Source organism: Microbacterium radiodurans, assembly GCF_008710705.1.
Lineage (GTDB): Bacteria > Actinomycetota > Actinomycetes > Actinomycetales > Microbacteriaceae > Microbacterium > Microbacterium radiodurans.
Genome location: NZ_VYRZ01000003.1, coordinates 193380 through 212062, shown reverse-complemented (window position 1 = coordinate 212062; position 18683 = coordinate 193380). Strand labels below are relative to the sequence as shown.

Annotated in this window: 17 protein-coding genes; 4 read left to right on the top strand and 13 right to left on the bottom strand. The window is 70.5% G+C overall.

Annotated elements, in window-relative coordinates; genetic code table 11:
• Nucleotides 1-29: 29 nt before the first annotated feature.
• From F6B42_RS11265 to F6B42_RS11225, 9 genes are all read right to left on the bottom strand, one after another.
• Complete coding sequence (locus F6B42_RS11265; protein WP_150419788.1) at nucleotides 30-770, bottom strand: ABC transporter ATP-binding protein; 741 nt, start codon at nucleotides 768-770, stop codon at nucleotides 30-32.
• Nucleotides 754-1611 carry an ABC transporter permease gene (locus F6B42_RS11260; RefSeq protein WP_150419787.1) on the bottom strand — a complete coding sequence of 286 codons (858 nt, stop codon included), beginning with the start codon at nucleotides 1609-1611 and terminating at the stop codon, nucleotides 754-756. Before F6B42_RS11260 ends, F6B42_RS11265 begins: the two co-directional genes overlap by 17 nt.
• Nucleotides 1608-3701, bottom strand: a complete 2094-nt coding sequence (locus F6B42_RS11255; protein WP_150419786.1) for a glycosyltransferase — start codon at nucleotides 3699-3701, stop codon at nucleotides 1608-1610. The genes F6B42_RS11260 and F6B42_RS11255 overlap by 4 nt, the downstream gene beginning before the upstream one ends.
• A 30-nt stretch (nucleotides 3702-3731) precedes the next feature.
• Nucleotides 3732-4817 (bottom strand): glycosyltransferase, encoded by a 1086-nt coding sequence (locus F6B42_RS11250; RefSeq protein WP_150419785.1) that lies wholly within the window; start codon nucleotides 4815-4817, stop codon nucleotides 3732-3734.
• Nucleotides 4818-4820: 3 nt separating this feature from the next.
• The gene (locus tag F6B42_RS11245) at nucleotides 4821-6263 is read right to left on the bottom strand and encodes an LCP family protein (RefSeq protein ID WP_150419784.1); all 1443 of its coding nucleotides are present in this window, start codon (nucleotides 6261-6263) and stop codon (nucleotides 4821-4823) included.
• Entirely contained in the window at nucleotides 6260-6727 is a 468-nt protein-coding gene (gene purE, locus F6B42_RS11240) for a 5-(carboxyamino)imidazole ribonucleotide mutase (protein ID WP_150420254.1), read from the bottom strand. Before purE ends, F6B42_RS11245 begins: the two co-directional genes overlap by 4 nt.
• Nucleotides 6728-6826: 99 nt before the next feature.
• Nucleotides 6827-7954, bottom strand: a complete 1128-nt coding sequence (locus F6B42_RS11235) for a 5-(carboxyamino)imidazole ribonucleotide synthase (RefSeq protein WP_150419783.1) — start codon at nucleotides 7952-7954, stop codon at nucleotides 6827-6829.
• 72 nt (nucleotides 7955-8026) lie between these two features.
• Nucleotides 8027-8590 carry a PH domain-containing protein gene (locus F6B42_RS11230; protein ID WP_150419782.1) on the bottom strand — a complete coding sequence of 188 codons (564 nt, stop codon included), beginning with the start codon at nucleotides 8588-8590 and terminating at the stop codon, nucleotides 8027-8029.
• Between the two features lie 63 nt (nucleotides 8591-8653).
• Entirely contained in the window at nucleotides 8654-9445 is a 792-nt protein-coding gene (locus tag F6B42_RS11225) for a biotin--[acetyl-CoA-carboxylase] ligase (protein ID WP_150419781.1), read from the bottom strand.
• A 129-nt stretch (nucleotides 9446-9574) separates the two neighbouring features.
• On the opposite strand from F6B42_RS11225, the gene F6B42_RS11220 reads away from it, so the two are divergent.
• Nucleotides 9575-11164: an acyl-CoA carboxylase subunit beta gene (locus F6B42_RS11220; RefSeq protein WP_191089343.1), complete on the top strand. Its 1590-nt coding sequence runs from the start codon at nucleotides 9575-9577 to the stop codon at nucleotides 11162-11164.
• On the top strand, nucleotides 11161-11412 hold the full coding sequence (locus F6B42_RS11215; protein ID WP_150419779.1) for an acyl-CoA carboxylase subunit epsilon: 252 nt from the start codon (nucleotides 11161-11163) through the stop codon (nucleotides 11410-11412). Before F6B42_RS11220 ends, F6B42_RS11215 begins: the two co-directional genes overlap by 4 nt.
• Before the next feature lie 390 nt (nucleotides 11413-11802).
• On the opposite strand, the gene F6B42_RS11210 is transcribed toward F6B42_RS11215, so the two are convergent.
• From F6B42_RS11210 to F6B42_RS11195, 4 genes are read right to left on the bottom strand one after another with little or no spacing between them, the layout of a single operon-like run.
• Entirely contained in the window at nucleotides 11803-12852 is a 1050-nt protein-coding gene (locus F6B42_RS11210) for a hypothetical protein (RefSeq protein ID WP_150419778.1), read from the bottom strand.
• Nucleotides 12849-14087, bottom strand: a complete 1239-nt coding sequence (locus F6B42_RS11205) for a sensor histidine kinase (RefSeq protein ID WP_223878462.1) — start codon at nucleotides 14085-14087, stop codon at nucleotides 12849-12851. The genes F6B42_RS11210 and F6B42_RS11205 overlap by 4 nt, the downstream gene beginning before the upstream one ends.
• On the bottom strand, nucleotides 14077-14733 hold the full coding sequence (locus F6B42_RS11200; RefSeq protein WP_150419777.1) for a response regulator transcription factor: 657 nt from the start codon (nucleotides 14731-14733) through the stop codon (nucleotides 14077-14079). The genes F6B42_RS11205 and F6B42_RS11200 overlap by 11 nt, the downstream gene beginning before the upstream one ends.
• Before the next feature lie 4 nt (nucleotides 14734-14737).
• The gene (locus tag F6B42_RS11195) at nucleotides 14738-16057 is read right to left on the bottom strand and encodes a class I SAM-dependent RNA methyltransferase (protein WP_150419776.1); all 1320 of its coding nucleotides are present in this window, start codon (nucleotides 16055-16057) and stop codon (nucleotides 14738-14740) included.
• Between the two features lie 69 nt (nucleotides 16058-16126).
• Between F6B42_RS11195 and F6B42_RS11190 the strand changes: the two genes are divergently transcribed.
• The gene (locus F6B42_RS11190; protein WP_150419775.1) at nucleotides 16127-16783 is read left to right on the top strand and encodes a Maf family protein; all 657 of its coding nucleotides are present in this window, start codon (nucleotides 16127-16129) and stop codon (nucleotides 16781-16783) included.
• Nucleotides 16784-16861: 78 nt separating this feature from the next.
• Nucleotides 16862-18628: an acetyl/propionyl/methylcrotonyl-CoA carboxylase subunit alpha gene (locus tag F6B42_RS11185; protein WP_150419774.1), complete on the top strand. Its 1767-nt coding sequence runs from the start codon at nucleotides 16862-16864 to the stop codon at nucleotides 18626-18628.
• The last annotated feature ends 55 nt before the right edge of the window (nucleotides 18629-18683 follow it).

The window sequence follows — 18683 nt, the reverse complement described above, 5'->3', positions numbered from 1 at the left end:
GGGCCTCTCGCGTGACGTCTCCGGGCGGATCAGGCGCGCATGCGCGCCACGGCCTCATGGCTCTCGCCGTCGAACTCGACGCGCCCGCCCCGAAGGAAGATGCCGCGGTCGCACAGGTCGGCCACCATGTTCAGGTCGTGGGAGACGACTACGAGCGTCTTGCCGGCCGCGTGGAGCTCGCGGATACGCGCCAGGCATTTCTGCTGGAACGGCTCGTCGCCGACGGACAGGATCTCGTCGATCAGGAGGATGTCCACCTCGGTGTGAATCGCGACGGAGAACGCCAGCCGCAGGAACATTCCCGACGAGTAATGCTTGACCTCCGTGTCGATGAACTGCTCGATCTCGCTGAAGGCGACGATCTCATCGAAACGCGCCTCGGTCTCCTTCTTGCTCATCCCGAGAATCGCGGCGTTCAAGAAGATGTTCTCTCGCCCCGAGAGGTCGGGGTGGAATCCGGCTCCGACCTCGATGAGTCCTGCGACTCTCCCGCGGGTCAGCACGCTGCCGGAATCGGGCCGCAGCACTCCGGAGATCATCTTCAACGTGGTCGACTTGCCGGAGCCGTTGAACCCGAGCAGGGCGACCGCCTCGCCTTCTCCGATCTCGAAAGAAACCCCGTCGAGCGCATGGAACTGGGTGGTGAGCGGCTTCCGCCGCACCGCAGCGACCACCGTCTCCTTGATGGAATGCGTGCGCCTCAGTGTGAAGCTCTTCCGGATGTCGTCCACGACGATGCGCGGAGTCCGGGCGTCAGAGATCTTGGGCAAAGCGACCCTCCAGTCGGCGGAAGACGATCTGCCCGACGGCGAGGACGACCAGAGAGATGACGAGCGCGATTCCCGCGAAAGCCCACAGTCCTGGCACCGTCTCGGCACCGCCAGGGCTCAGCGGCATCCAGAGGCCGTAATGAAAGAGCTCGACGGTCGCTGTCAGCGGATTGAGACGGTAGAGCACGAACAACCAATCGGGAACGACGCGTTCCACCATCTGCCACTGGTACATGACCGGTGATGCCCACACCGACATCATTGTGATGATCTCCACGAAGCTCTGGGCATCCCGGAACGTCACGTTGATCGCTCCGAAGAGCATGCCGAGCCCGGTGGCGAGGATGGCGAGGATGATCAGAGCCAGGAGGATCGCCGCGATGTGCAGCGGACTCGGCGTCCACCCGATGAACAGCGTGATGATGACGATCACGACGATCTGGGGGATCGTGTTCACGCCCGCCACGATCATGCTCGAGATCGGGAACACTTCACGGGGCAGATAGATCTTCTTGATCAGTGCCGCATTGTCGACGAGCGATCGAGTGCCGTTCGTGAACGCCTCGTTGAAGAACGTCACCGCGGTGATACCCGCGAGTAGGTAGATCGGGTAGAAGTCGATGTTCCGGTTCAGACCGAGGAAGACTCCTAGGGCGACGAAGAAGACGACGAACTGGACAAGAGGCTTCACGTACGACCAGAGCCAGCCCAGAACCGACCCGCGGTAGCGAACGCCGACATCCTTGCGAACGATGAGGTTCAGCAGATGCCGACGCCGGAACACCTCGAGGAGACCGCTGCCGCCTCCTGGTTTGACCAGGGCGAGCGCTGGCGACGTCATGACTCGTCGAACGTGCGTCGCCACAGCACGGGGGAGGACAGCTCGGCGGCATGGGCGCGGTACGCACGGGACAAGCGCGGCCAGAGGAGCCAGAGGCGGACGTGAGAACGCACGGAGCGGCGGAGCTCGCGCCAGAACAAGCCGCGATCACGCCGATACACCCATACCCCGGATCCGCCCGCGTTGCTGACGAGTGCCTCGTCCAGGCTTGCCAGATTCCACCACTTCGCGTCCGCCGCGCGGACTCGTTCCTGCGGAGCGGCCGAGCGAACCGCGAAGGCCTGACGCAGTATGCCGCCGATGGCTCCCGCGGCGAACCAGAAGATCGATGTGGGCGGCCGGCTCCACGCGGGACGCGGTTCCCCCGAGCCCACCGCCGGGTAATCAGCCCGTCGGGAGATGAGCGTTCCGTCGGTCATTCCGCTCGCCGTTGCTCGAGCCTCGCTGGCACTAGAGGCGAGCGTGCCGAGCATATGACGCGGACCCTGCAGTACATCTTCCAGAGCGCGACCGCGCAGGATCGCGGCCGTGTACTGCATCGACAGGAGATGTTTCAGATCCGAGGCGAAGCTCTTGCGTGCGAGCGTCCCCCCGCGCGGGCTCGGAGAGTGCAGCATGGCCGCGACCCACCGGTTCCGCTGGTGGAAGTACGCCTGCCAGTCGAGACCGTCGTCCTTCTCGTCCCAGGGCATGTGCCAGGCGGCCATCCCCGGGAGGGTCACCGTGGTGATCCCCGCCTCCCCCGCGCGCAGCGAATACTCGGCATCATCCCACTTGATGAACATGGGGAGCGACAGACCGATGCGCTCGACCACCTCGCGCGGGATGAGGCACATCCACCAACCGTTGTACGGAACGTCGAGGCGACGGCTCAACGCCGGCGTCGTACGGATGGACTTCTTGCGGAAGTCCAACGAGCTCAGCGAGGGGTCGACCGGCTCCCACCAGAACGACGAGAAGTTGATCGTCTCGCCATAGCTGTGAAGCACCGTGCGGTCGTTGGCGTTGAGCATGTGTCCACCCACGATGGACGGGACGCGCGCGTAGTCGTTGAACACCGCGGCCCGCAGGATGCTCTCCGGCTCCGCTTCGGCGTCGTCATCGAGCAGGAGGACCGCGCTCGACCGGGAGTCCTCGAGCATCTCGAGCATCCCACGGGAGAAGCCGCCGGAACCGCCGAGGTTCGCCTGCTCGATGACCCTCAGCTTGTCGCCGAGTGCGGATTCCGCCTCGGCGAAGCCGTCGAACTCACGAACGCGCTTGTTGCCCTGGTCGACGATGATCACGCGCTCGACGGCCTCCATGACCTCGGGATGCTGCGCGAAGCGCTCGATCTGCTCGACGCATGCCCGAGGCATGTTGAAGCTCGGGATGGCGACGGTCAGTCGCGTCGGGCCGCGGTGAGCTGCATTCGTGGGAGCAGACCACGTGGCGGAACGGAGCGCCGCCGCACCGTGGGCGGCCTCGAAGTCGAACCACAACCAGCCGCCGTCACCGAAGGATTTCAAAGGAACGACGAACTGCACCGAACCGTCCGTGATCTCTGCGGCATCGATGCGCACGTACTTCCCACGAGCGTTCGAGCGGAACAGCTCGACATGGGCGGAGCCTTCGACCGCGACATCGAGGCGCACGATGTCGACGTCCGTGTGCTCCTGCCAATAGGAGGCAGGGAACGCGTTGAAGTAGGAGGCAAACGATATGTGCAAGTTCTCGGGGAAACGGGCGGAGAACCTCTCCCACGAGACGTCCTTGAGAGACGGACCGGAAAGTCCCCCCGGCAGGACGTCGCGTAGCACGGAGACGATCTCGTGCTGCCTCGGAGAGAGGCTTGCCTCGGACGGTCCCGGAATACCCGCTCCGGTATCCAAATAAAGGGGCAGCATCGATGATCCCTCGGAGGACGGGAACACCGTTCGATGGATCACCGCCCATGCACCGTTCTCTGCTTCGTCAGTAGTGCGATCGGTGCTGCTCGTCATGTGTGCGGTAACTCCTCGGGCGCTTCGACGTGATGTCGATGTCGCAAAGATTCTAGTTGGCGAAAGTTGTAACCTCGCGGCGGCACGGTCGCGGTCGTGCCGCCGCATCCGAATGTCGGTTGCTCCGGACCGACCACGTCACAACTCGGCGTGAAGCGCCCACACGCGCTCGGCGTGATCGCGCCAGGAGAATGCGCGACCGCGATCCCCCGAGCGTACGGCCCAGCGGTGCAGCTCCTCGGGTGACGCGAGCACCTCGTTCGCGGCCTCGCGCAGCTGATCGAACGGCGCGACGCGCGCGCCCTCGTCGAGAACCTCGCGGTGGACGGGTGAGTCGGCCGCGACGACGGGCACGCCGAGCGCCATCGCCTCGACGGCGCGCCAGGGGAACGCCGTGAGCTCCGACAGCGCGATGAGCAGCACCGCGGCATCCAGCACGGCAGCGCGATCGGCAGCATCGAGCCGCCCCGGCACGACGACACGATCCGCGCTGAGACCGGCGGCCTTCACCGCTCCGGCGACGTCGGCCGGCTCGTCGAGGATGACGACGGTCGCCGTCTTCTCCCCCGCGATCGACGACAGCACCGACTGCAGCTGCTCCTCGGTACCACCTGCGACGACGGCCACCCGGTCGGGAACACCGAGCGCGCGACGGCGGCCCACGGCATCCGTCGGCACGCCGAATCCCTCGGGTGCCGCGCCCGAGATGACCCGCGTCCGCGACGACAGCTTCGGCGCGATCTCCCGCAGCCGGTCGGCCACGGCGTACGCCGGCACCACGATGGCGTCCGCGTGCTTCTCAGCGCGCTTCAGCAGCGCTCGGTGCGCCAGCACGGTCGCCTTCGGAAGGAGCCCCGGCGTCTCCCACGCCGCGAGATCCCAGAGCGTCACGACGGTCTGATCGTTCTCGTGCGCTCGGTCGTGCTTCACGAGCGGCGCGACGAGCGTCGGCGCGTGGATCAGACCACCGGCCACTCCCCCCGAGATCCCCATCGGCCACGAGGTCACGAGCCCCGTCCGAGGGAACGGCGCGCGCAGCGGCTCGGCGAGCCCGGGCACCGCCTGCGCCGCCGCAACGCCGTCCGCCGGCACGACCGGCATGACCTCGCACCTCGACGGCGCCGTCGCCACCAGCGCGCGCGCCACCTCGACCGACGCCTCGGCCGTGTCGGCATCGACGACGTCGACGATCTGGTCGAGCACGACCCGCAGCACCGTCGTCACGGCTCAGCCCTCCGGCGCCGGCGTCGGCGTGGCCGGATGCAGCGCGTTCTGCACCAGCTCGCGGACGTAGGCGAAATCGGTGTCGCGTTCGGGGATGCCGTTCTCCGGCGTCAGCTCGATCGTCGTCACCGGCTGCTCCTTCGCCTTCATCGCGATGTCGGCCAGGAACGGCAGCAGATCGGCCGGAATATCGGTCTCGACCAGCACCTGACCGGCATCCGCGATCTCGCTGAACCGGTCGAGAACGTTCTGCGGCGTCATCTGGGCGAGGATCGCCTGCTGCAGCTCGCGCTGACGGCGCATGCGATCGAAATCGCTCGTCGTGTACCGCGAGCGGGCGTACCACTGGGCGGTGTCACCGTCCATGTGCTGCTGCCCGGCCTCGATCCAGCCCTCGGCCCAGTCCTCGGCGCTCTGTCCCTCGAACTGCGGTCCGCCGCCCTTCGGCAGCCGCTCGACGACGTTGATGTCGACACCGCCGAGCGCATCGACGAGGTCGGCGAACCCCTTCATGTCGATGAAGACGTAGTACGGGATCGTGATGCCGAGGATCCCCTCGGCGGCATCCTTGGTCGCTTCGACACCCGGCGTCGAGCCGTTCGCCACGGCATCCGGATACAGCGCGTTGCCGTCGCGACAGACCTCGACCTCGGTCTGCAGCTGGTTGACGCCGCTGCCCCACCCGCAGGTCGCATCGATGCGGCCCTCGTGCACGTCGGGGTAGAGATCCTTCATCGGCCCCTCGGCGAACGGGAAATGACCCATGTCGCGCGGGATGCCGGTGATCGTCGTCGCGCCCGTCTCGGCGTTGACCGACACGACCGAGATCGAGTCGAAGCGCATGGAGTCGCGCCCCTCGCCGCTGTCGGCACCGAGCAGGAGGATGTTGTAGTAGCCATCCGACGGCGGGACGCTCGGCCCGCTCGACCCGAACACCGTGCTGAGGGTCTCGCGCACCGAGTTCACCCGATCGAACGCCCACACCGACGCCGTCGTCGACGCGACCGCGAGCAGGATGGCCAGCAGCGGCACACCGATGCGCGCCACGGTGCCAGCCCGCACGAGCTTCACCAGGCGCAGGGTGTCGATCGTCAGCACGATCCACAGCAGCGCGTAGAACGCGATGACGACCTGCAGTCCCAGCATGACGAACCAGTTCGACGCGGCAGAGAAGAGCAGCGGACGCCACATCAGCGCCGTGAGCACCGTCAGCAGCACGAGCAGCCACATGACGATCGTCGCGCCGAGACCGAACCGACCGAGACGACGATTTCCCGCGAGCACCTGCGCCGACCCCGGCAGCACGAAGTTCAGGACCACGAGCCACCACCCGCGCCGGCCCATGACCTCGGGCGACGAGGTGTCGGGATGCCGCAGCGGCCGCTCCTCGACGAGTCCCCGGCCCCGCGGCCTCGCGGTCGAACGCGGCGCAGCCGTCACGCTCACAGGGATTCCTTCAGGCGGCGGTTCTTCTCCTCGACCTGCTCCTCGAGCGAGCGCGCATAGGCCTCGAGGCGGTCGGCGACCTCGGGGTCACCCGCGCCGATGATCCGCGCCGCCAGCAGCCCGGCATTCTTCGCGCCGTTGATCGACACCGTCGCGACGGGGATGCCGCCGGGCATCTGCACGATGCTCAGCAGCGAGTCCATCCCGTCGAGGGTCGCGAGCTGCACCGGCACGCCGACGACCGGCAGGGGCGTCAGCGACGCGAGCATGCCCGGCAGATGCGCTGCTCCCCCGGCCCCCGCGATGACGACCTTCAGGCCGCGTCCTCGGGCCTCGCGCCCGTAGCGCAGCAGCTTGTCGGGCGTCCGGTGGGCCGAGACCACCTCGACCTCGTGCGGGATGCCGAGATCCGACAGGGCCTGCGAGGCGTCGCTCATCACGCGCCAATCGGAGTCCGAACCCATGACGACGCCCACGAGGGGCGCGTCCGACGAATGCAGCGGCGAGGATGTCACCGACCCAGGTTAGGCGGCCCGCCTGGAGAAACCCCGGAGCCGGGCGGGTCAGTCGTCGAAGTGCGCGGCGACCACGCGGGCATCGCCCACGACGATGTCGAGGTCGTCGCCGACGAGGTTGACGTGCCCGACCTTGCGCCCCGGGCGCGGCGCCTTGCCGTAGGTGTGGACCTTCGCCCCCGGGTGCGCGGCGAGCGCAGCCGGGATCCGCGCCTCGAGGGTGTCGGACACCGGACCGCCGAGGATGTTGATCATGACCGTCCAGGGCGCGGTCGGCGCCGGATCCCCCAGCGGCAGATCGAGCACGGCGCGCAGGTGCTGCTCGAACTGTCCCGTGACGGCGCCGTCCTGGCTCCAGTGGCCGCTGTTGTGCGGACGCATGGCGAGTTCGTTGACGAGGACGCGCTCATCCGTCGTCTCGAACAGCTCGACCGCCAGCATCCCGGTCACCCCGAGCCCCTGCGCGATCGCGACACCGATCCTCTCGGTCATCTCCCGCAGCCGCTCGCCCGCCCGCGGCGCGGGCGCGATCACCTCGGCGCACACGCCGTCGCGCTGCACGGTCTCGACGACGGGGTAGGCGCGGAAGGCCCCCGACGGGGTGCGGGCGACCTGCTGAGCGAGCTCGCGCGAGAAATCGACGAGCTCCTCGACGAGCAGTTCGGCGCCGGGCTCGAGGGCGTCGAGCCAGTCCGCGGCCTCGTCCGCCGACGCCACGACGCGCACGCCCTTCCCGTCGTAGCCACCGCGCGGCGTCTTCACGACCGCCCGGCCGCCGTTGTCGTCGATGAACGTCTGGAGCGCCGCGGCGTCGGAGACCGCGGCCCACTCGGGCTGCGGCATCCCGAGCTCCGCGAGCTTCGCGCGCATGCGCAGCTTGTCCTGGGCGTAGAACAGCGCGTCGGGTCCGGGATGCACGGCGACGCCGTCGTCGCCGAGTGCGCGCAGCACGTCCTGCGGGACATGCTCGTGGTCGAAGGTGATGACATCGACGTCGCGCGCGAAAGCCCGGACGGTCTCGAGGTCGCGGTAGTCGCCGGTGGCGGTCGCGGCGATCGCCGCCGACATCCCGGGCTCTTCGGCGAGCACCCGGACGTCGAGGCCCAGCTCGACCGCCGGGGCGATCATCATCCGGGCCAGCTGGCCTCCGCCGACGATTCCGACTCGCAACGACATGGCGCCTCCTCCGCGTGGACCTCCATCATCCCGCACCGGCGCGCGTGGCCGCGCCCGCGCTCGCGACGGGGGTCAGCCGCGGATGTCCTGCGGCGGGATGGTCGGCATGCTGTGCGAATCGCGGTGCGCGAGGATCTGGCTCACCTCGACCTGGTCGGCCAGCACCTCGTGGACGAGCGAGACGGCCGGGATGTTCACGAGCCGCAGCGACGGGTCGACGCCGTTGGAGAGCTCGAGCGTGCCCGTTCCCCAGATCCGTTGGATGGGACCGCGAGACTCGCGGATGCTGTACCCGCGCACATGGCTGAGCTCGGCCCGTCGGCGCACGATCAGTCCCGACGTCTCGATGACCCGGCGGGTCGTGACGGTGTAGGCGTGAGCGAACCAGCGGAGGAACGGCAGGACCACGAGGAGCAGCACCACGACGCCCGCCGCCGACCACAGCATGAGGTCGGTGAACGGATCCGGGAGGTTGCCCGAGAAGAACCCGACGGCGCCCGCCACGACGATGAGCAGGAGCGCCGGCCAGATCAGTCGCCGGGCGTGCGTCCGGAACCGGGCCACCCGCAGCTCGGGCGCCGCCGCTCCGGGTGCCGGGGCCACCGGGCGTCCGAACGAGGGGGCGGGCTGCGTCACCCCACCATCATGACGCCGCCCGCCGACATCCCGTCGGCGGCACGCCCGGCGCGCGGGCGATCCTCAGCCCCGTGCGCTCCGCACGTGGACGACGTCGCCCGCCCCGACGGCGACCTCGGCCGAGCCGGCGCCGACGACGAGCCGCCCGTCCTCGTCGAGGCGCTGCGCGACGCCGGTGAGTACTTCCCCGCCCGGAAGCGAGACGGTGACCTCCTGGCCGATGGTCAGGCACAGCTCCGAGACCCGCTCGCGGAGCTCGTCCGTCGCACCGGCGACGGCGAGATCGGCGATGCCGTCGCGCAGACCGGTGAGGAAGTCCGCCAGCAGACGGTCGTCGTCGGCGTGGGCACCCGTCGCGGCGAACGACGTCGCGGTCGCGACCGGGAGGTCGACCTCGGCCATCGCCGTGTTCACCCCGGCTCCGAGGACGACATCCCCCGCCGGCCCCGGCAGCACCTCCGCGAGGATGCCGCTGATCTTCCGCCCGTCGACGAGCACGTCGTTCGGCCACTTGAGACCCACCTCGGAATCGCGCAGCTGCGCCTTCACCGCCTCGGTCATCGCGACCCCCGCGATCAGGGGGATCCATCCACGCGCGTGCACCGGCACGGCCTTCACGCGCAGCAGCACCGAGATCGCCAGCGCGGTACCCGGCGGGGCCGTCCAGGTGCGATCGAGACGCCCGCGACCAGCGCGCTGGTCGGTCGTCACGAGCACCGACAGGTGCGGGTGGCCATCAGGATCGGACTCGACGTCCTGGCGCAGATGCGCGTTCGTCGAATCGGTCTGCTCGATGACGTGCAGACGCGGCGTGACGGCCGCAGCCCGCGGATATCCGTTCTCGGGGATGGTCATGCCGTCACCCTAGAGCCCGGGACCGCGCGGCACGAGGCGCTTGCACTCCCGGGTTCCCACAGGGGATCCTGTCGGTCGTTGTGGCCAGGCTCCAACGATCGCGCGGCGCCGCTGGATAGGGTGGAACGCGTGACCGACCAGCCCGACCTGTACACGACCGCCGGCAAGATCGCCGACCTCCGCGCCCGCTACCAGGCCGCTGTCGTCGATGCCGAGGCCGCCGCTCTGCAGAAGCAGCACGCCAAGGGCAAGCTCACCGCCCGCGAGCGCATCGAGATGCTCGTCGACCCGGGCTCGTTCGTCGAGCTCGACGAGTACGTGCGCCACCGCACGACCGCCTTCGGCATGGACCGCGCCCGGCCGTACGGCGACTCCGTCGTCTCGGGCGTCGGCACGATCCACGGCCGCACGGTCGCGGTCTACTCGCAGGACTTCACCACGTTCGGCGGCTCGCTCGGCGAGTCCGCGGGCGACAAGATCATCAAGGTCATGGAGCTCGCGCTCCGCGGCGGCATGCCGATCATCGGCATCCTCGATTCGGGTGGAGCCCGCATCCAGGAGGGCGTCGTCGCGCTCGGCAAGTACGGCGAGATCTTCCGCCTGAACACCGCGGCATCCGGGGTCATCCCGCAGATCTCCATCATCATGGGCCCGGCCGCCGGCGGCGCCGTCTACTCCCCCGCCCTGACCGACTTCGTCATCATGGTCGACAAGACCAGCCAGATGTTCGTCACCGGACCCGACGTCATCAAGACCGTCACCGGAGAAGACGTGGGCATGGAGGAGCTCGGCGGCGCGCACACCCACAACACCCGCTCGGGCGTCGCGCACTACCTCGCCGACGACGAGGACGACGCGATCGACTACGCCCGCTCGCTCCTCGGCTTCCTGCCGGACAACAACATGTCGGACGCGCCCGTCTACGAGACGCCGTTCGAATGGGAGACCACCGACGGCGACCGCGCGCTGAACACCCTCATCCCCGACTCGCCGAACCAGCCCTACGACATCCACCAGGTCATCTCGGGTCTTGTCGACGAGGGCGAGTTCCTCGAGGTCCAGCCGCTCTTCGCTCCCAACATCGTCATCGGCTTCGGCCGGGTCGACGGCCGCACGGTCGGCATCATCGCCAACCAGCCCTCGCAGATGGCCGGCACCCTGAACATCGACGCGGGCGAGAAGGCCAGCCGGTTCGTGCGCTTCTGCGACGCGTTCTCGGTGCCGATCGTGACCCTCGTCGACGTGCCCGGCTACCTGCCCGGGACCGACCAGGAGTGGACCGGCGTCATCCGCCGCGGCGCCAAGCTGCTCTACGCCTACGCCGAGGCAACGGTGCCGCTCGTCACGGTCATCCTCCGAAAGGCCTACGGCGGCGCGTACATCGTCATGGGCTCGAAGCAGCTCGGCGCCGATGTGAACCTCGCGTGGCCGACCGCCGAGATCGCCGTCATGGGCGGCCAGGGCGCGGTCAACATCCTCTACCGCGGCGAGATCAAGCGCGCCGAGGAGGCGGGCGAGGACGTCGCGGCCGTGCGCTCGCGGCTCGCGTCCGAGTACACCTACAACGTCGCCTCGCCGTTCCTCGCGGCCGAGCGCGGCGAGCTCGACGGCATCATCGAGCCGGCGCAGACCCGCGTGTACGTCGCGAAGTCCCTGCGCGCGCTGCGCGGCAAGCGCGCCGAGCTGCCCGCCAAGAAGCACGGGAACATCCCGCTGTGAGCGGCGCGGCTGCATCCGATCCGGCGGCCGGCGCCGCGGGCGAGCCGCTGCGCATCGACGTGCGCCGCGGCGACCCGACGCCCGAAGAGCTCGCGGCGGTCATCGCCGTCGTCAGCGAGTCGTACGCCCAGGAGAACGCGGATGCCGTCGCCGCCGACCCGCCGATGGAGTCGGCCTGGCGGCGTTCCGCCCGCGCCCTCCGCGCGCCGCTCAAGCGCGGCTACGGGTGGGGACGCTTCACCGGCTGACGTCCACGCGGAACTGTCCCCCGAAGTACCTACATACACGCGGTACACGAACGCGCAGACTTGAGGAGCTGGAACGCTTCTGCGTTCGGTCGTCCGAGCTTTCGAGCCGGCGACTGCTGCGAGTCGGTTTTCGGGTAACCACTCGCACGGCGAGGGGCGGGCGGCTTCGCCGCCCCTCGCCCCCAGCATCTCCGCCTCGGCGCCGCGCCGGAGGGTGGTTCCGCGTCGCGTGGCGTGCCGCTGCGGCCCGGCCCACGTGCCGAACGGAGTCGCGATGCAGGAATTCCGCCCGCATCCGGTCCGGTACCGAGCTCACCAGGCCGTTCTTCCTGAGTTCTGCACGAGCAGCCATCACGTCCGCGCCGCGTGGCGCGACGGAGGTGACTCCGACTACCGGGCAGCCGGACGGGCGATCTCGTGCCAGAGGTCGACGTCCTCGTCGCCGTCCTCGCCGCGCGAGCGTCCGACGATCGTCACCGCCACCCCGGGCTGCGTCGAGGTGCGGATGTAGATCCGCTCGGAGCTCGCGCCCGAGATGACCGAGGCCAGCTCCCGGCGGATCTCGAGCAGATCGCGCTCGCCTAGCCCGTCGAGACCGCCCTCGTCGAGGAAGGTGACGTTCGCGCCGCCACGGCGGAGCTCCTCGAGTCCGCGCCGCACCTCGTCATCGAGCAGGCGCGGACCGCGCAGCTCGTCGCGCAGGCGCCCCTCGGCGAGTCGCGCCTGCAGCCGCTCCTCGTCGTCGAGGTCGCCGTCGACCGCGATGGTGCGCGAGAGCACCGGGCCGGCCACGGCGAGGGCGTGCTGGATCCGCACGCGCCGCTCGCGGCGGCGGCCCTCCTGCGTGGCGAGCCACTCCGAGGCCTCGCGCTGCAGCTGCAGCAGCTCGGCGGTCTCGATCGCCGCACGATCGGTCAGCAGCATGATGATCTGCGCGCCGCCGACCCAGATGACCGAGCCCACCGCTCCCAGCGACAGGGTCGACGGGACGCCGATCCACGCGATCGATCCGAGGATCATGACAGCGATGCCGGACCACGCGACGAGGTAGCGACGGCGGACCACCAGGATCGCCATGAGCGCGCCGATGCCGCCGAGGCTCCAGGTCGCGAAGGGCTGGAAACGCCCCTCCTCGCCCACGCCCCACCACGTCGCACTCGGCAGCAGCAGAGCCACCGCGAAGCCGAGCAGCGCGACCCACAGCGGCAGCGCCGCGGCGCGGCCCATCCCGGCATCCCCACCCGTGCTCGATGCAGCGGGCTCGCGTGGCACCGACGGCCAGAAGATGCACAGACCGGTCACGGCGAGGTAGGCCACGAGGGTGAGCACCAGGACGACCGGGCTCTCGACGGGACGCGTCCACCACGTGCCCGCGACCGCGAGGTATCCGGTGAACGCGACCGCCAGCGCCGAGAGGACCGGCCGGATGGACGACTTCACGATCTCCCCCGCCACACGATGCCGATCGTCGTGCCCGAGGCGTCGGAGTCGACCGTCGCCGTCCCGGCCACGGCGGCCACCCGCGCGATGATCGAGGCGCGGATGCCCAGGCGGTCCTCGGCGACGCGGTCGGCTTCGAAGCCCGGTCCCTCGTCGATCACACGGATGTCGATGCCCTCGGCATCCGCTCGGAACGCCACCCGCAGCCCCGCGGCACCGGCGTGCTCGACGGAGTTCGTCACCGCTTGCGCGGTCGCCAGGAGCAGGGCGCGGACGACACGTCCGGGCACCGGCTCGGCATCCGGGGAGATCTCGGTCGTCACGGCCGCAGCCGCGTGCACCCGCCGCGTGTGCGTCGCCAGCTCCGCCGCGATCTCGGCCGGGGCGATGGGCGCATCCGGTCCCTCGCCCGCCTCGTGGTCGACGTTCGCCAGACGGGTGAGCGCCTCGCGCGCCATCGACACCGCCAACGCCCGCTCGCGCGGGGTGTCGGCGCGCTCGGCGGCGATGAGCGCCGCGAGCACGCTGTCGTGCATGAGCGCCGCGACCGCGACGCGCTCCTTCTCGACCGCATCCGCCGCAGCCGCCTGCGCGTACGAGCGCACGGCACCCTCGCGGCCCTCATCGGTGCGCGCGGCCAGCGAGCGCATGACCCACCCGACGACGATCAGCACGCTCGCGAGGATGATCGCGAAGATCGTGTCGAGGGCGACGTCGACGAGGACCGCGCCGGTGATGCCCAGCAGGCTCAGCCGCACCGCGCTGTAGAGGATCGGGATGAGGAACGCCCAGACGATCTGTCCGGCCAGAGGCATGCTGAACGCGGCCGCGACGGTGCCGATGTTCACGAGGAACCACAGCCAGGGCTGCTCGTCGACCGTCGTGGTGTCGCCCGCCGCCAGCGGCCAGAGGAGGACGGCGACCGGGAAGACGACCGCGAACAGTCCGGCGAAGGCGCGCACGCCCCGGCCGATGAACAGCGCGACGACCATGAGCAGCTCGGAGCCGAGCACGAGGACCAGGAGCGCCGTCCCCCAGACGGGATCGCCGACCGGGCCGCCGAGCGCCCCGAAGAGCGCCTGGACGCCGATGATGGCGCTGCCCGAACCGACGACGATGCCGAGGATGCGCTCGATGCGCGACTGGGTGAAACGCTGGGTCTGCGCCAGGGCCTCGCGGAACTCCGCCGGCCGGCGCGGCCGGCTCGAGATCGCCTCGGGCAGCTCAGCGGGCATCGGTGGCTTCGGCGACGAGGCCGTCCTCCATCGCACGTCGCAGCAGATCGACCTTCGTCGGCGCGGGACGCCCGACCTCCACGTACTTCACGCGGACGCGGGTGATGTTCTCCTTCGCGGTGGAGTAGGCGATCCCGAGACGCTCCGCGACGGACTTCAGCGGCAGCCCGGCGGCGTAGAGCCGGAGCACCTCGCGCTCGCGCGCCGAGAGCTGCGCATCGGCGAAGGCCCGGTCGCCGTCGACCGCGCTCGCCCACTCGACGTTGTCGAGCATCTCACCGCGGGCGACGGTTCCGATCGCGGCCACGACGTCGTCGGCACGCGAGGACTTGCTGATGACGCCGAGCGCTCCGGCGGCGAGCGCCTCGCGCACGGCGCCCGGCCGGTCGGCGACGCTGTGGATGATCACCTCCGAACCGGTGTCGACGAGGTCGCCGACGTTCTCCGAGATCGTCGCGCCGTCGCCGAGCATCAGATCGAGCACGACGACGTCGACGGGCTCCTCCGACTCGGCGGCCAGCCAGCGGCGGTACTCCGCCACGGTGCTTCCCGAGAAGACGACCCGCACGGTCTCGGTGCGTGCGCATGCCGCGGCGAGCCCGAGCCGGACCGACTCGTGATCGTCGATGAGCGCCACCCGTGTCATGCGCTCAGCCTAGGACAGCGGAGCCCCCACGGGTGAGAACCGCCACGGTCTCGACGTGGTGCGAGTTGGGGAAGATGTCGAGGCCGCTCAGCGACGCCGGCTCGTAGCCCCCGGCACGCAGACGCCCGAGGTCGCGCCCGAGGGCGACGGGGTCGCACGCGACGTAGACGATCGTCTCGGGCTGCAGGCGCACGAGCGCGTCCACGACCTCGCGCCCCGCGCCCGAGCGGGGCGGATCGAGCACGACGACCCCGGCGCGCACGCGCGCGCGCTCGCTCGGCGAGGCCGACTGCTCGAGACCGCCGAGCCACCGATCGACCCGTGCGGTCTCGGCGCGGGCGCCGACCCATTCCGCGAGGTTCTCGCCGGCGTGGTCCGTCGCGCGCGCGTCGGCCTCGACGCTCGTCACGCGTGTCGAGGGGCCGCCGAGGTCGCCGAGGGTCGCCGCGAGGAGTCCGACGCCGCCGTAGAGGTCGAGGTGCCAGGCATCGGGATCGAGCGCGTCGCGTCCGGCGGCGCGGAGCCCCTGCGCGACGGCGCCCGAGATGGCGTCGGCCGCGAGGCGGTGGACCTGCCAGAATCCACCGACGTCGACACGGAACTCCCGGCCGGCGGCGCGCTCGACCACGACCTCGCGAACAGCCGGATCGACGGGTGCGGGGCGTGCCGACCGCCCTCGGCCGGTGCGCCCCGACGATTCGGGCCGCGGCAGGATGCGCACGCGGCCATCGGCGGGCTCGACGATGTCGAGGCGTCCGGGCGAGGCGCTGCGCGACCGGGTGGCGGCGTCGGAGATGGCCGCGGTCGCCAGCGGATGCGACGCGACCTCGACGACCCGGTGCGATCGCGCGGCATAGGGTCCGATGCGCCCGTCCGCGTCGACGTGGAGGCTCACGCGCGTCCGCCATCCGGTGCCGTCCGCGCTCTCGGCCTCGCCCGCGGGTTCGACGACGACGTCGGCGGCGTCGCCGCTCAGTCCACCCATGCGGACGAGGGCATCGCGGATGACGCGGCGCTTCAGCTCGCGCTGGTGCGCGAGGGCGATGTGCCCGAAGTCCGCTCCTCCGGCCCGGTTCTCGGGTGCGCGCTCGATGTCGGCGGCATCCCAGACGTGCGCCTGCCGATGCGGCGAGGCATCGACGACCTCGAGCGCCTCGGCACGCCAGAACGATGGCTTGGACGTGTCGCTCAGACGCACCCGCATCCGCTCGCCCGGGATCGCGTCGGGGACGAACACGACGCGTCCTTCGTGCCGTGCGACGAAGACGCCGCCGTGGGCGACGTCGGTGATGTCGAGGTCGAGCGTCTCGCCGGAAGAGTGCATCCTTCCATCGTCCCACACGGGCGCGGCGATCCGGGGGCGGGACGGGTCGCCGGCGGTAGCGTGAAGCGCATGCGCGTCTGCCTCGCCTCGACCTCTCCCGCCCGCCTCATGCTGCTGCGTCAGGCGGGCATCGAGCCCATCACGCGCCCACCGCAGGTCGACGAGGACGCCGCCATCGCGGCCATCGAATCGGCCGAGTCCCGAACGCTCCCGCCCGCCGAGCACGTGCTGGTCCTCGCGCGGCGCAAAGCCGCCGACGTCGCCTCGACGCTCGCCGCGGCCGAGCCCGGTTTCGACGGCATCGTCATCGGGGGCGACTCGATGTTCGCCTTCGGCGGCGCGGTGCTGGGCAAGCCCCTGACGCCCGACGTCGCGACCGACCGCTGGCACCGGATGCGGGGCGGCACCGGCATCCTGCACTCCGGCCACTCGGTCTTCCGACTCTCTCCGGGAGCGGAACCGCGCGAGGCGTTCGCCGTGGCGGAGGCCGCCGTCACCTTCGCCGACGACATCACGGACGCGGAGATCGCCGCCTACGTCGCCTCGGGAGAGCCGCTGCAGGTCGCGGGGGCGTTCACCGTCGACAGCCTCGGCGGCGCCTTCATCACACGGGTCGAGGGCGATCCTTCGACGGTCGTCGGGATGTCGTTGTCGACGCTGCGCCGCCTCGTCGCCGACCTCGGCGTCGCCTGGACCGACCTCTGGAACCGCCCCGACCCTTCGTAGGCTTCCGCCCAGGTTCTCGTGCTCACTTTGTGCCAGTGATCCAAAGGAGCGGCGCATCGGCTCGCTAGGCTGGCAGTCATGCCTGAGATCGCCAAGGTCCTGATCGCGAACCGCGGCGAGATCGCCGTCCGCATCATCCGCGCCGCCCGAGACAGCGGGAAGGCGTCCGTCGCCGTCTACGCCGACCAGGATCGCGACGCGCTCCACTCCCGCCTCGCCGACGAGTCGTACGCCCTCGGCGGGTCGACGAGCGCCGAGACCTACCTCTCCATCGAGAAGATCCTCTCGGTCGCCCGCCGCTCCGGCGCAGACGCCGTGCACCCCGGGTACGGCTTCCTCGCCGAGAACGCCGACTTCGCTCGCGCGGTGACCGCCGCCGGCCTGGTCTGGATCGGACCCTCGCCCGAGGCGATCGAGGCCCTCGGCGACAAGGTCACCGCGCGCCACGTGGCCGAGAAGGTCGGCGCCCCGCTCGCCCCCGGCACCCCCGGCCCGGTCTCGGGAGCCGACGAGGTCATCGCCTTCGCCACCGAGCACGGCCTGCCCATCGCCATCAAGGCGGCGTACGGCGGCGGTGGCCGCGGCCTGAAGGTCGCCCGCGAGCTCGACGAGGTCGCGGAGCAGTTCGAGTCCGCCACCCGCGAGGCGATCGCCGCCTTCGGCCGCGGCGAGTGCTTCGTCGAGAAGTACCTCGACAAGCCCCGCCACGTCGAGACGCAGTGCCTCGCGGATGCCGCGGGCAACGTCGTCGTGGTCTCGACGCGCGACTGCTCGCTGCAGCGCCGCCACCAGAAGCTCGTCGAGGAGGCCCCCGCACCGTTCCTCACCGACGCGCAGCGCGAGATCCTCTACACCTCGTCGAAGGCGATCCTCCGCGAGGTCGGCTACGTCGGAGCGGGGACGTGCGAGTTCCTCATCGGCGCCGACGGCACCATCTCCTTCCTCGAGGTGAACACCCGCCTCCAGGTCGAGCACCCGGTCTCGGAAGAGGTCACGGGCATCGACCTCGTGCGGGAGCAGTTCCGCCTCGCCGAGGGCGGGACCCTCGACTACGCCGACCCGGAGCCGGTCGGCCACTCGTTCGAGTTCCGCATCAACGGCGAAGACCCGGGTCGCGGGTTCCTCCCCCAGCCCGGCCGCATCCACGTCTTCAAGACGTTCGGCGGTCCCGGCATCCGGCTCGACTCCGGCGTCACCGCCGGCGACTCGGTCTCGGGCGCGTTCGACTCGCTGCTCGGCAAGATCATCGTGACCGGACGCACCCGCGAGGAGGCCCTCGAGCGCTCGCGGCGCGCGCTGGACGAGTTCGAGGTCGCGGGCATGCCCACCGTGCTCCCCTTCCACCGCAAGGTCGTCCGCGATCCGGCGTTCGTCGGGTCGGACGGCGCGTTCGGCGTGTACACGCGCTGGATCGAGACCGAATTCGTCAACGACATCCCGGCGTGGGACGGCGAAGCTGATGCGCCCGCCGAGCCGGCCGGCCGCCACACCGTGGTCGTCGAGGTCGCCGGCAAGCGCCTCGAGGTGAGCCTGCCCGACCGCGTCGCATCCGCGCCGACCGCCGTCGGCCGTCCGGCTCAGGTGCCGCCCTCGCGCCGCTCGCACGCCGCGAACGCGAGTGCCGCGGCATCCGGAGACGCCGTCAAGTCGCCCATGCAGGCAACCGTCGTCAAGGTCGCCGTCGAGGCCGGGCAGCAGGTCGTCAAGGGCGACCTTGTGGTCGTGCTCGAGGCGATGAAGATGGAGCAGCCCATCCAGGCTCACAAGGACGGTGTCGTCGGCGCGATCGACGCGGCGCCGGGCGCCACGGTGAGCGCCGGCCACGCCCTGCTCACGATCTCCTGACCCGAAGGCACGGGGCTTCGCGCGGAGAACGACGCGAACCTCGAAGGATTCAGCT

Bases quoted from the DNA above. Each gene is read 5' to 3' on its own strand.
- F6B42_RS11260 (WP_150419787.1), bottom strand. From the start codon at position 1,611: ATGACGTCGCCAGCGCTCGCCCTGGTCAAACCAGGAGGCGGCAGCGGT.
- F6B42_RS11255 (WP_150419786.1), bottom strand. From the start codon at position 3,701: ATGCGGCGGCACGACCGCGACCGTGCCGCCGCGAGGTTACAACTTTCG.
- purE (WP_150420254.1), bottom strand. From the start codon at position 6,727: ATGGGTTCGGACTCCGATTGGCGCGTGATGAGCGACGCCTCGCAGGCC.
- F6B42_RS11235 (WP_150419783.1), bottom strand. From the start codon at position 7,954: ATGTCGTTGCGAGTCGGAATCGTCGGCGGAGGCCAGCTGGCCCGGATG.
- F6B42_RS11225 (WP_150419781.1), bottom strand. From the start codon at position 9,445: ATGACCATCCCCGAGAACGGATATCCGCGGGCTGCGGCCGTCACGCCG.
- F6B42_RS11205 (WP_223878462.1), bottom strand. From the start codon at position 14,087: ATGCCCGCTGAGCTGCCCGAGGCGATCTCGAGCCGGCCGCGCCGGCCG.
- F6B42_RS11200 (WP_150419777.1), bottom strand. From the start codon at position 14,733: ATGACACGGGTGGCGCTCATCGACGATCACGAGTCGGTCCGGCTCGGG.
- F6B42_RS11195 (WP_150419776.1), bottom strand. From the start codon at position 16,057: ATGCACTCTTCCGGCGAGACGCTCGACCTCGACATCACCGACGTCGCC.
- F6B42_RS11190 (WP_150419775.1), top strand. From the start codon at position 16,127: ATGCGCGTCTGCCTCGCCTCGACCTCTCCCGCCCGCCTCATGCTGCTG.
- F6B42_RS11185 (WP_150419774.1), top strand. From the start codon at position 16,862: ATGCCTGAGATCGCCAAGGTCCTGATCGCGAACCGCGGCGAGATCGCC.